15 protein-coding genes and 2 other annotated features (1 of these 17 cut by a window edge) are annotated in these 12,679 nt (G+C 36.2%); of the genes, 9 read left to right on the top strand and 6 right to left on the bottom strand.

The annotated features are described in order from the left end of the window. Positions 1-105 (bottom strand) — a binding site (T-box leader) (it extends 140 nt beyond the left edge of the window). Positions 106-147: 42 nt separating this feature from the next. Beyond that, positions 148-385 (bottom strand) — a binding site (T-box leader). 456 nt (positions 386-841) lie between these two features. Then, entirely contained in the window at positions 842-2,320 is a 1,479-nt protein-coding gene (gene putP / locus EGX95_RS05055) for a sodium/proline symporter PutP (RefSeq protein ID WP_000107220.1), read from the top strand. 271 nt (positions 2,321-2,591) lie between these two features. Then, positions 2,592-2,990, top strand: coding sequence for an Ig-like domain-containing protein (locus EGX95_RS05050; RefSeq protein ID WP_000878719.1), 399 nt, complete (start codon positions 2,592-2,594; stop codon positions 2,988-2,990). Between the two features lie 24 nt (positions 2,991-3,014). Here the strand turns inward: EGX95_RS05050 and EGX95_RS05045 are convergent, their stop codons facing one another. Both EGX95_RS05045 and EGX95_RS05040 read right to left on the bottom strand, forming a co-directional pair. Then, positions 3,015-3,410, bottom strand: a complete 396-nt coding sequence (locus EGX95_RS05045) for a PH domain-containing protein (protein WP_000395650.1) — start codon at positions 3,408-3,410, stop codon at positions 3,015-3,017. 76 nt (positions 3,411-3,486) lie between these two features. Next, a complete protein-coding gene (locus EGX95_RS05040; RefSeq protein WP_000808259.1) occupies positions 3,487-4,398 on the bottom strand; it encodes a DMT family transporter in 912 nt (303 codons plus the stop codon). A 203-nt stretch (positions 4,399-4,601) separates the two neighbouring features. Here EGX95_RS05040 and EGX95_RS05035 point away from each other — a divergent pair, with 203 nt between their 5' ends. From EGX95_RS05035 to exsF, 6 genes are all read left to right on the top strand, one after another. Beyond that, complete coding sequence (locus EGX95_RS05035) at positions 4,602-5,333, top strand: alpha/beta hydrolase (protein ID WP_001076847.1); 732 nt, start codon at positions 4,602-4,604, stop codon at positions 5,331-5,333. Positions 5,334-5,425: 92 nt separating this feature from the next. Next, positions 5,426-5,944 carry a YjcG family protein gene (locus tag EGX95_RS05030; protein WP_000765876.1) on the top strand — a complete coding sequence of 173 codons (519 nt, stop codon included), beginning with the start codon at positions 5,426-5,428 and terminating at the stop codon, positions 5,942-5,944. A gap of 1 nt (position 5,945) precedes the next feature. Continuing rightward, complete coding sequence (locus tag EGX95_RS05025) at positions 5,946-6,368, top strand: GNAT family N-acetyltransferase (RefSeq protein ID WP_000543275.1); 423 nt, start codon at positions 5,946-5,948, stop codon at positions 6,366-6,368. Positions 6,369-6,467: 99 nt separating this feature from the next. Further along, positions 6,468-8,534, top strand: a complete 2,067-nt coding sequence (locus tag EGX95_RS05020; RefSeq protein WP_000191166.1) for an ATP-dependent helicase — start codon at positions 6,468-6,470, stop codon at positions 8,532-8,534. A 142-nt stretch (positions 8,535-8,676) separates the two neighbouring features. Then, complete coding sequence (gene cotY / locus EGX95_RS05015) at positions 8,677-9,150, top strand: spore coat protein CotY (RefSeq protein WP_001277709.1); 474 nt, start codon at positions 8,677-8,679, stop codon at positions 9,148-9,150. A 167-nt stretch (positions 9,151-9,317) separates the two neighbouring features. After that, positions 9,318-9,821, top strand: coding sequence for an exosporium protein ExsF (exsF, locus tag EGX95_RS05010; RefSeq protein WP_000492930.1), 504 nt, complete (start codon positions 9,318-9,320; stop codon positions 9,819-9,821). Positions 9,822-9,899: 78 nt separating this feature from the next. Here exsF and EGX95_RS05005 read toward each other — a convergent pair whose 3' ends face one another. After that, entirely contained in the window at positions 9,900-10,085 is a 186-nt protein-coding gene (locus EGX95_RS05005; RefSeq protein WP_002194706.1) for a hypothetical protein, read from the bottom strand. Between the two features lie 101 nt (positions 10,086-10,186). Next, positions 10,187-10,546 carry a DUF1360 domain-containing protein gene (locus EGX95_RS05000; protein WP_000899663.1) on the bottom strand — a complete coding sequence of 120 codons (360 nt, stop codon included), beginning with the start codon at positions 10,544-10,546 and terminating at the stop codon, positions 10,187-10,189. 125 nt (positions 10,547-10,671) lie between these two features. Here EGX95_RS05000 and exsY point away from each other — a divergent pair, with 125 nt between their 5' ends. After that, positions 10,672-11,130, top strand: coding sequence for an exosporium assembly protein ExsY (gene exsY / locus EGX95_RS04995; protein WP_001277733.1), 459 nt, complete (start codon positions 10,672-10,674; stop codon positions 11,128-11,130). A gap of 60 nt (positions 11,131-11,190) precedes the next feature. Here exsY and EGX95_RS04990 read toward each other — a convergent pair whose 3' ends face one another. Together EGX95_RS04990 and fabI are read right to left on the bottom strand one after the other, a co-directional pair. Continuing rightward, positions 11,191-11,733: a spore coat CotO family protein gene (locus EGX95_RS04990; protein ID WP_002027253.1), complete on the bottom strand. Its 543-nt coding sequence runs from the start codon at positions 11,731-11,733 to the stop codon at positions 11,191-11,193. Positions 11,734-11,874: 141 nt separating this feature from the next. Next, the gene (fabI, locus tag EGX95_RS04985) at positions 11,875-12,645 is read right to left on the bottom strand and encodes an enoyl-ACP reductase FabI (RefSeq protein ID WP_000421886.1); all 771 of its coding nucleotides are present in this window, start codon (positions 12,643-12,645) and stop codon (positions 11,875-11,877) included. Positions 12,646-12,679: the final 34 nt, after the last annotated feature.

Genomic DNA, 12,679 nt, shown 5'->3' with positions numbered 1-12,679 from the left:
TCTCGTAAGCCCATTCCGTATATGGCACCGCACCGGGCTCCCACCTATCCCCGGCTCTCTGTAACGTCTCCAATATACGTACTCTTCTTACTTAAACGATTTCATTTATTTAATTTTTTATACACAAAAAGGGAGTACTCATCCTATAGAAAGGACGGGTACTCCCGTGGTGCCACCTTAATTCGTTACGAACGTAACGCACTTTACCGTATCAAAAACAATACGTGTCTCTTGTATCGATGAGATCATGTCGCCAAAGCCTACTTCTTTCGTTTCGGTTTGGAAGCTCCGAAGCCCATTCCACATCAATTCCATACTGATTCGCACCAACCATCAGCTCTCTGACATGTTCATCATGTGTACTCTTCTTCATCAACGCTTGCATTTTTTTAAGTTGCACTCATTATAGACCTAACTTTTTTCACAAGTCAATACTTTTTAAAAAATTTTATTTTTCTCTCCTTTCAATATTATATTGACAAAACAACCTCTTTTTATGTAAATATAATAAATACTCTATTAAAAATAAGGTTTTTTGTATGAATATTATATATTAAAAAAGTAAAATGACATCGAAAAACGCTTACATTTCTGAAAATTCATATTTCTGTATGGATTTTTCAGAATAATCATGATAGATTATAAAGTGAAACTTTAATCAGTGGGGATTTTGTTCATCCCCCACTGATTATTAGTTGGACCAATCGGGCATTTACGGGCAGTTGATCTCCCACCTAACTTCCTTGCCCAGCCGATTTTAAGGTGGGAGTTTTACTGCCCGTTAATGCGGGATAAATATGCATAACGCATCAAAAGACATGACAAAAGGAAGGGGAACTACATGAGTACGCAGATGTTAACTTTAACTTCTATCTCTATTTACATGCTCGGGATGTTAGTGATTGGCTATTTCGCCTATAAACGAACATCCAACTTAACAGATTATATGCTTGGCGGGCGTACACTAGGCCCCGCAGTAACAGCATTAAGTGCTGGAGCATCCGATATGAGTGGTTGGCTTTTAATGGGCTTACCGGGTGCAATGTTTAGCGTTGGATTAAGTAGTAGTTGGATTGCGATCGGCCTAACACTAGGCGCATACGCAAACTGGCTATATGTCGCTCCTCGCTTACGTACCTACTCAGAAATTGCAAACAACTCTATTACTATCCCAGAATTTTTGGAACACCGATTCCAAGACAAATCCCATATGCTACGCTTAGTATCTGGACTTGTTATTATGATTTTCTTTACTTTTTATGTAGCTTCAGGATTAGTTTCAGGCGCTGTATTATTTGAAAATTCATTTGGTATGAACTACCATGTTGGATTATTCATTGTTGCAGGCGTTGTTGTTGCTTACACGTTATTTGGTGGTTTCTTGGCAGTAAGTTGGACAGACTTCGTGCAAGGAATCATTATGGTAATTGCTCTTATTCTTGTTCCTACTGTTACAATTATGAATGTAAATGGGCTTGGTCCAGCATTTAGCACAATTAAATCAATTGATCCAACATTATTAGACATTTTTAAAGGCACTTCTGTATTAGGTATTATTTCATTATTCGCATGGGGCCTTGGTTATGTTGGACAACCACATATTATCGTACGATTTATGGCAATTTCTTCTGTAAAAGAAATTAAAAGTGCAAGACGAATTGGTATGAGCTGGATGATTTTCTCTGTTGTTGGAGCTATGTTTACTGGTCTTATCGGTATTGCATACTACTCAGACAAAGGATTAAAGCTATCCAATCCAGAGACAATTTTCCTTGAACTGGGAAAAATTTTATTCCACCCGCTTATTACTGGATTTTTATTAGCCGCTATTTTAGCAGCAATTATGAGTACAATCTCATCTCAGTTACTCGTTACTTCTAGTGCCATAACTGAAGACTTATATCGTACTTTCTTTAAACGTTCTGCTTCTGATAAAGAGCTTGTATTTGTCGGCCGTATGGCTGTTCTTGTTATTGCATTAGTTGGATGTGCATTAGCGTTTAAACAAAATGATACGATTTTAGCTCTTGTTGGATACGCTTGGGCTGGATTTGGCTCTTCATTCGGACCTGCTATTTTATTAAGCTTATACTGGAAACGTATGACGAAGTGGGGCGCACTTGCTGGTATGATTTCTGGTGCCGCTACAGTCATTATTTGGACTCAATTCAAATTCTTAAAAGAATTCTTATATGAAATGATTCCTGGTTTCACTATTAGTTTACTAGTAATCGTAATTGTTAGTTTACTAACACAGCCTTCAAAAGAAATTGAAGAGCAATTTGAGAATTTCGAAAAACAACATAGTGATAATCTATAAAGGAAAAGCTCTGCTGTTATGATAGCAGAGCTTTCTTTTTATCCCGCTATTTGTTGGCAATAAGACTCACACCTCAAAATTCGGCGAATACGAAGGAGCTAGTTGGGAAATAACTGCCCGATTGGTAAAGAACTAATTAAATTTGCAATTTATCAATGTTCGACAATCTTCTGCTCGAATTTAACAATTTCTTTATGTTTCGTTAAATTAAACGTAACACTACTCCTTTATAGTAATACTATCAGCACTTATACAGAAAGGGGACTCCAACATGTTAGCAGCTTTCCAGCAACAACAAACACGAAAATTTTCACCTATCACCAATACTTCTGCGTCTTGTTTGAACATACAACCTAATCCACCTAAAATTTCAATCGCTCCTTCTGTTATTTCAGTCATCGGTGTTCATATGGAAAAAAATAAGTTGAAAATAAGAACTGGCCAAAGCACTGAGTTGTCCGCCACTGTTTTGCCAGTACAAGCAACCAATAACGAACTTATTTGGACAAATATGAATGCTGATGTTATCACACTGTATCCAAAAGGTGATACAGTAACGATTACTGGAAAAAGTGCAGGTAGAGCAGTCGTAATTGTTACAACTGCTGAAGGTAAGTTCAGGGACCTATGCATCATTCATGTACAACCTTATATGACAAACCCAAAGTAAAAGAGTGGCTATGAAGCCACTCTTTTACTTTATTTCAATGTGTGGATTTTTACTTGTAACGAGATTGATAAATTGCTCTTTATCTTTAGGAGAAATAATTTCTGTTTGATGTGATCCATAAACAATTTCAAGTCGATCAAGTGACAATGCATAAGCTGCTATTGGATTTTTCGTATTTGAAATTTGTTTTATATCTCGTATCAATATGCACTTTTTCACGAAACCGGATCTAATAGTAATTGTTTCTTCTCCAACAATGTATTTTGTTGAAAACCAACTCCACATCAATAAGATAGATAATGGGATTGTGAAAAACAAAAGAAAATATTCTCTTCCTGCAAATATGGGAGCAAAACACGCTCCCATGACAACGAAAAAAATCGGATATAACCATGTATCTTTTTTTGATGGAAACTCCATTTCCCTCCCCCTTCTACGCCCGTATTTCTATAAAACAAAAAGAGAAGTATCACAACTTCTCTTTTCTCTCTTAACATTATAATTCCTGTGTATAAACAGGCTCGTTTACGACATTTTTTGCTGTTCTTTTTTGTTGCTGCAATAAGAAAACAGATACACCAAACAATACGAGTATGCTACCGATCATTTGCATAGCATTTAATCTTTCCCCAAGTAAGAAGAACGCTAGTATAGATGCTCCAACTGGTTCCCCTAAAATACTCATCGAAATTGTTGTTGCATTTACGTAGTTTAATAACCAATTATTAATGACGTGTGACACTGTCGGCACGACCGCAAGTAAAAGAAAAACGATCCAATCCCACTTTGTATAACCTATAAAAGGCACTTGCAATACTATATTATAAATCCCCATAAAAATACCGGCGAATGCAAAGACTGTAAAGCTGTAAATCCAGTGTGATACTTTCTTTACTGTCGTTTGGCCGATAAATAAATAACCGACAACTGCTATTACACTTAAAAAGGATAATATATCGCCATAAATTGCTTGTTCACTTAGTCCTAAATCTCCCCAACCAATACACACTACACCTAATATCGCAATTCCCATTGTCGCAATGGCTGAGTATGTTGTTCTTTCTTTAAATAAGAAAAAACCTCCAACTAAAGATACGATTGGTTGAAGCGCTAAAATAATCGTCGAACTCGCAACTGTTGTATGCTTTAAAGATTCAAACCATAAAAGAAAATGAAGTGCTAAAAAGAAACCAGATCCAATTAAAAATCCCCAATCTTTTATTTGAATCTTACTAAACTCTTCCCGTTTTTTCCAAACGATAGGCAGCATAAGAAGTACAATAATCCATAATCGATACATACTTAATATGGAAGATGGTGCCGAGGACATCTTTACAAAAACTGCTGCGAATGAAATGGCTATAATGGAAATAGCTAATGGTAGCGCGATTGACCTTTCTTGTTTCAAATTCCGTCTCCCCTCTCACCTGTCAAAAATCCCACTTCATTATATCCGTTTTCTTCCCTAACTTAAATACTAATTTTTTAGATTCTTCGTACCATTATGGTAAAATAGAAACGAAAGCACCTATTAGTGAATATTTCTTTCTTTTTCACTACAAGCGTCGCTCTTACAACTATTACAGTAAATTTTTATTTAGGGGGATCTACATGAATCAAACAATTGGGAGAATTGAAGAGATTTCATTTTATAGTGCATCACTTCAAGAAGATGTTACACTTCTCGTTTACTTACCGGTAAATTACACACCGCTGCACAAACATACAGTGGTCATTGCACAAGATGGCAGAGATTATTTTCAGCTTGGTAAAGCACACCGTGTAATTGAGCGCCTTCGTGAAACTGAAGAAATTGACCGTACAATTATTGTCGGTATTCCATATAAAAATGTACACGATCGTAAAGAAAAATATTTCCCAAACGAAGTAAAAAACGCTGCTTATATTCGTTTCCTTGCTCATGAACTTGCGCCATATATCGATGAAAATTATCCAACGTACCAAATGGGAAAAGGTCGCGTGTTAATTGGTGACTCTCTTGGCGGAACAGTTTCCTTTATGACTGCACTTATGTATCCGCATACATTCGGTAAAGTTGTTATGCAATCACCATTTGTGGATGAAACAGTAATGAACTTAGCAAAAGACTTCAAAAATCCGGAGGCACTAGAGCTTTATCACGTTATTGGGACAGAAGAAACAGCTGTAAAGCGCACGGATGGACAAGTATCTGATTTCGTAGGGCCGAACCGTGAGCTTCATACGCTTCTGATAGATAGAAATTTCATCACGCATTACGAGGAGTTTGAAGGTAATCATACGTGGAAATATTGGCAAACTGATTTACCGAAAGCTTTCTCTCATATGCTATCAATGAAATAATAGAGAGCAGTATTCAGAATAATTTGATATAATTGAGTAAGAGAGTTATTTTCTCAAAATCTAACTAGACTTACAAAGGGAGGAATTGGAACATGAAATTAGGCATTGTAATTTTTCCATCTAAAATGATTCAAGATAAAGCGAACGGATTGCGTAAACGTTATGATCCGCACTACGCATTAGTTCCGCCACATATTACATTGAAAACACCCTTTGAGACGCAAGATGAACAATTAGAATCGATTGTAAACGAGTTACATACAATCGCAAGTAAAACGAACCCTTTCACCCTTCATGTTGGAAAAGTTGGTTCATTCGCACCTGTTAATAATGTTATTTATTTTAAAGTAGAAAAAACACCTGAACTTACTTTCTTAAATGAGGAAATGCATAGCGGATTCTTTACACAAGAACGCGAATACGCTTTTGTACCTCATTTAACAATTGGACAAGGCTTATCAGATGCAGAGCATGCTGATGTACTAGGTCGATTACGTATGAAAGATTTCTATTACGAACAACCAATTGACCGCTTCCACCTTCTATATCAATTAGAAAATGGAACATGGACTGTACACGAAACATTCCGCCTTGGAAAGGGGAACAACTAATTTGCATGCACAGATCGTACAAACGGACGAACAACTAAGAGATGCATTCTCTGTACGTAAGCAAGTATTTGTGAAGGAACAGCAAGTTTCTGCCGAAGAAGAGTATGATGAGTTTGAAGAAACTTCCATACACGTTGTTATATATGATAATGATGTTCCCGTTGGTGCTGGACGTTTTCGCACCATTGATGGAATAGGAAAAATGGAACGCATTTGCGTACTAGCTTCCCATCGTAAAAAAGGCATTGGAAAAATTGTTATGGATGCACTTGAAGCGTATGCCAAGGAAAACTCGCTACCAAAATTGAAGCTGCATGCCCAAACACATGCAGAAGATTTCTATAAGAAACTTGGATATGTAACGAGTTCTGATGTATTTATGGAAGCAAATATTCCTCACATCGTTATGATAAAAGAATTGTAATTTGAAAACAGGAGGTATCCCCTCCTGTTTTTTACATTGCTATTTTCTTTTTCTTCCGCTAAAGTTAAATGTTGATGCTATAGTTTTGAAGGTGAATATATGACACAAGAAAAATTTTCACAAAAATCATTAACGCACGCTGATATTCCACGTGCAACATATCATATTCCGAAAACATCTACCCATTTAATTATGGAAGAAGATGCAGATGCGGCGTATTTCCGCGCTCTCGAACAACAAAATGTATTTTTAAACGAAAAACAATTAGAGGCCGTTCGAACGACAGAAGGTCCTGTTCTTACATTAGCTGGTGCCGGAAGCGGGAAAACATCTGTTTTAACAACTCGCGTAGGTTATTTAGTAAATGTGAAACAAGTTCATCCGCGAAATATTTTATTGCTTACATTTACACAAAAAGCGGCTGAAGAAATCCGAAATCGTGTAGCGAATTTACCAGGTATGAATCATGCGGCAAGTAGCTACGTTGTTGCTGGTACGTTCCACTCTGTCTTTTTAAAATTGCTTCGTAGTCAAGGATATAATCAGCAAATTTTAGCAAACGAAAAACATAAACAAATTATGATAAAGAAAATTTTAAAAGAATTGCGTTTAAAAGACGCTTATGATGCTGAAACGATGCTCGCGATGATTTCACTTGAGAAAAACAAGTTGAATCGTCCGAAAGATGTAAAAGCAAAAACACCCGTTGAACAAGAATTTAAAGAAGTATACGAGCGTTTTGAAGAAGTGAAACAACGATATAATTATATCGACTTCGATGATATCTTATTAGAAACATATTATATGTTAGAAAATAACGCTCCTTTGCTTACCCAATTACAACAACGTTTCCACTATATTGAAGTAGATGAGTTCCAAGATACATCGTATGCTCAATATGAAATTGTAAAATTGTTAGCTTCGCCAAGAAATAATTTATTTATCGCAGGTGATGACGATCAAGCTATATACGGTTGGCGAGGAGCAAGTCACCAAATTATTTTATCTTTTCCAAAAGAATTTGATAACACTACGATTATCGCCCTTAATACGAATTATCGATCCAATCCTTTTATTGTCGGACTTGGAAATGAAGTTATCAAACTAAATCAAGAACGGTTTGATAAAGAGCTATATTCTGTTCGTGAAGAAGGTGTACAACCTTTTTATGCAAGACCGGCTACGACTCTTGATGAAGCAAATCAAATTTTGCAGCTCATTCAAGAAAAAGTAGATAGTGGTGAAAGAAATTATAAAGATTTTTGTTTACTATATCGCACACATTCCGTAAGTCGTTCGTTACTTGATCAGCTTACCATTCATAAAATCCCGTTCATTAAACACGGTGCGAGTCAGTCATTTTATGAACATTCTTTAATTAAGCCTGTATTAGATCATTTACGACTCGTAATTGATCCGTTTCGATTGGAATCACTTTCAAATATATTGCCAACGATGTATATCGGGCGTGATGATTGTATTTCATTTATTGAACGTGAACAATGGAAATATGGTGAAGGCCGTTTCCCTTCTCTTCTTCATTTCTTATTATTAAATCCTAGCTTAAAACCTTTTCAAGTGAAAAAGGTAAATGAGCGTATCGATTTTATTAAATTTATAAAAGAATTAGAACCGAAAAAAGCTTTAAAAGAAATTATTCATGGTAAAGGAAAGTATTTAGAGTACTTACAAAGTAACGATCGTTCTTCCTTTACGATGCATAAAGATATACAAGAAGAAATGTTAGAAGAATTAATGGAGTCAGCAAATCGTTTCACCGACATTCCAGCTTATTTACAATTTATTGATGAAGCAATTCAAGGGCAAAAAGAAATGGAAGCATTAAAAACAATGCCGCAAAAAGATGCTGTTTCACTTATGTCTATTCATAACGCAAAGGGCCTTGAATTTCCATGTGTCTTTTTACTGGGAGCAAGCGATGGTATTCTGCCCCATACTTCTTCTTTAAAAGATGCAAATGATCGTGTTACAGAGACTTCTGAAGCTTTAGAAGAAGAACGCCGACTACTTTATGTCGCAATTACACGCGCAAAAGAGGAACTGTACATTTCCTCTCCGCAATTTTTCAGAGGAAAAAAATTAGATATATCTCGTTTTTTGTACACTGTACGAAAGGATTTACCTGAAAAGACATCCACTAAATAAGGATGTCTTTTTTTATATTGCATTATGTACATCCCTCCTATATAAATTCCCTGTTTTCATCATGATAATTAACGTAATATCAACCATATCTCATTCATATTGTAATAGTGTATGTCAGAACTCACGAGAAGGAGTGAACATAATGAGCTGCAATTGTAACGAAGACCATCATCATCATCACGATTGTGATTTCAACTGTGTATCAAATGTCGTTCGTTTTATACATGAATTACAAGAATGCGCAACCACGACATGTGGATCGGGTTGCGAAGTTCCATTTTTAGGTGCACATAATAGTGCATCCGTAGCAAATACACGTCCTTTTATTTTATACACAAAAGCTGGAGTACCTTTTGAAGCATTCGCGCCATCTGCTAGCCTTACTAGCTGCCGCTCTCCAATTTTCCGTGTCGAGAGTATAGATGATGATGATTGTGCTGTACTACGTGTATTAAGTGTAGTATTAGGTGATACCTCTCCTGTACCACCTACTGACGATCCAATCTGTACATTTTTAGCTGTACCAAATGCAAGATTAATATCGACTAACACTTGTCTTACTGTTGATTTAAGTTGCTTCTGCGCTATTCAATGCTTACGTGATGTTACGATTTAAAACTAAATAATGAGTTAAGCATGGATTGGGTGGCAGAATTATCTGCCACCCAATCCATGCTTAAAGAGTATTATTATGTAAATTTCTTAAAATTGGGAACTTGTCTAGAACATAGAACCTGTCCTTTTCATTAACTGAAAGTAGAAACAGATAAAGGAGTGAAAAACATGTTCTCTTCTGATTGCGAATTTACGAAAATTGATTGCGAGGCAAAACCAGCTAGTACACTACCTGCCTTCGGTTTTGCTTTCAACGCGTCTGCACCTCAGTTCGCTTCACTATTTACACCACTACTATTACCTAGCGTAAGCCCAAATCCAAATATTCCTGTTCCTGTAATAAATGATACAGTAAGTGTCGGAGATGGCATTCGAATTCTACGAGCTGGTATTTATCAAATCAGTTATACATTAACAATTAGTCTTGATAACTCACCTGTTGCACCAGAAGCTGGTCGTTTCTTCTTATCATTAGGTACACCAGCTAACATTATTCCTGGATCAGGTACAGCGGTTCGTTCTAACGTTATTGGTACTGGTGAAGTAGACGTATCCAGCGGTGTTATTCTGATTAACTTAAACCCTGGTGACTTAATTCAAATTGTACCAGTCCAGTTAATTGGAACTGTAGACATCCGTGCTGCAGCATTAACAGTTGCACAAATTAGCTAGTAAAAAGCGGTATTTCTAATACAGAAATACCGCTTTTTTATATGTATAATAAAAAACACTCACAGTAGCATGAGTGTTTCATTCTTCATAGTGTTTTATTGTGTTCTTCTTTTTCCCACAATTACATCCCTTTTTCTTCACAAATCCTTGTTGTTGCAATTGTTCTTGATATGCCTGTTGTTGTGCATAGTGCTGTTGCTGTATGTTATACCATTGCTGCAGGTCATATGAATTTTGCCTTGGATTATTGCTCACAGCAAACATCTCCTCTACTGTCAATTCTGTCTATTTACTATATGAACAACTCTTTATTTCCGTTCCCTCATTCTTTTAAACTCCGCTTTTTCTCGTATTATGGAAATATATTATTCTCCCATAAAATATCCTGTAATCGTTTCAATGATTGCTGCTGCTCCTGCAATAGCTAATAATGCAAGTAACGGCTCTGCAACGATCGGAATCCAATTATATAAGACTAATAAAAAAGCACTAACCCATACACCTGTACACCAATAACAGCTTAATAATTCGCCAACCCACTTTCTTAATCCTTTACCTTTTACTTTTGTAAAAGTTGATACACTTCCATCCGGTTCTGTAATCTCTAATTCGTCAATAAACGGTCTTCGCAAAAAAGCTGTAATTTTATCATAAACAATTAAACGGGTGAGCCTAAAAGCAGCTAACGCGAAAATAAAAAATAAAAGCCAACTTGTAAACAGCATAAATCCACCTTCCCTTATCCTCTTTCGCCTATTAAAAAAAAAAGGTCTTGAGATTGTGACCAAATCTCCTCGACTCCAATATCTTATTAATGTAAATACAAACAAGAAGATAAGGAGTGACATTAATGAGTTGTAACGAAAATAAACACCATGGCTCTTCTCATTGTGTAGTTGACGTTGTAAAATTCATCAATGAATTACAAGATTGTTCTACAACAACGTGTGGATCTGGTTGTGAAATTCCATTTTTAGGTGCACACAATACTGCATCAGTAGCAAATACACGTCCTTTTATTTTATACACAAAAGCTGGAGCACCATTTGAAGCATTCGCGCCATCCGCAAGCCTTACTAGCTGCCGATCTCCAATTTTCCGTGTGGAAAGTGTAGATGATGATAGCTGTGCTGTACTACGTGTATTAAGTGTAGTATTAGGTGATAGCTCTCCTGTACCACCTACTGATGACCCAATTTGTACGTTTTTAGCTGTACCAAATGCAAGACTAGTATCGACATCTACTTGTATTACTGTTGATTTAAGCTGTTTCTGTGCTATTCAATGCTTACGCGACGTTTCTATCTAATAAGTGAAGTAAACTAAAAAACTATTGGGGTGGTAGAAAATTTCTACCACCTTTACATATTTAAAAGCCGGCCATACTAATTGATTGGATATCCTCTATAGATAATTTAATATCTCGCATACTATTTGGCGGCATAATCGCTACAATTCCATTACGATACGATATGATTGATCCAACATATGAGACTGTAGCTGTTTTTATTCTGCACCTTACTTTCGGAATATAATGAGGGCGATTTAATAAAAAATGAATTTTCTCTTCATTATTCATATCCTTAAATGATTTATTATACGGAACAGTTCTCACTGGCTCTTGCTGTTCTTGTACTTGTTCCTCTTCTTCTATTTTTTCTTCTACTTGTTCTTCTTGTTGCTCTTCTTCTTGTTGTTCTTGTTGTTCTATTACCTCTTCCACAGCACTACTTACAACATTTTCGTTTCTATTCCTTTCCTCTTTTCTATCCTCATTTTCAAAGTTTGTTAAGATAATTCTTTTTATTTTCGGTGCGGCAAGTTCCAAACTTACTTGCGCAATATATAACAACGGTTTTCCAACTGTTGAACTTTTATTTTTATTCTTCACACTCGTCCCTCCCACTTCCATACGTAGCTGAATAAATCGTGTACTATTATAGTTATATTCATTACATGGTAAGAACTTTCGTTAAAAATCGTTCTTTCCAGTAACAAATAAAAAGGACAATCTCAACATATAGAGATTGTCCTTTAACATTTAATATTATATTTAACCTAGGATATGATACCCTGAATCAACGTGAATGTTTTCTCCTGTTACGCCGCGTGCTAAATCACTGAATAAGAATACTGCTGTATCTCCAACTTCTTCTTGCGTTGTTGTACGACGAAGTGGTGCGCGCTCCTCAATTTCTCTTAAGATTGAGTTAAAGTCGCCTACACCTTTTGCAGATAACGTACGAATTGGACCTGCAGAAATAGCGTTAACACGAATGCCATGTTGACCTAAATCGTTAGCTAAATACTTCACGCTCGCTTCTAATGAAGCTTTCGCAACACCCATAACGTTATAGTTTTTCACAACGCGCTCGCCGCCAAGATATGTTAACGTTAAAATATTTCCGCCTTCTGTCATTACTTTCTTCGCTTCTCTTGCTACAGCTGTTAAGGAGAATGCACTAATATTTTGTGCAAGTAAAAATCCATCGCGAGAAGTATCTACAAATTCACCTTTTAAGTCGTCACGATTTGCAAAAGCAATACAATGTGCTACACCGTGAATTGTACCAACTTCTTGTTTGATTGTTTCAAAGCAAGCTGTAAGTTCTTCATCATTTGTTACATCACAAGGTAATACAAGTGACTCTTGTCCTTCTAATGTATCCGCTAATTCACGAACGTTTCTCTCTAAACGTTCTCCTGCATATGTGAAGATTAATTTTGCACCTGCATTATGCAAAGAGCGAGCAATTCCCCATGCAATACTTCTTTGGTTCGCAACGCCCATAACAACAAATGTTTTCCCTTGTAATAGTTCCATGATATATCCTCCCAGAAATACTTATACTTGTTAT

The sequence above is a fragment of the Bacillus sp. FDAARGOS_527 genome, assembly GCF_003812125.1.
GTDB lineage: Bacteria > Bacillota > Bacilli > Bacillales > Bacillaceae_G > Bacillus_A > Bacillus_A paranthracis.
The sequence above is the reverse complement of the archived record's forward strand: the minus strand, read 5'-3'. Positions and strand labels throughout refer to the sequence as shown.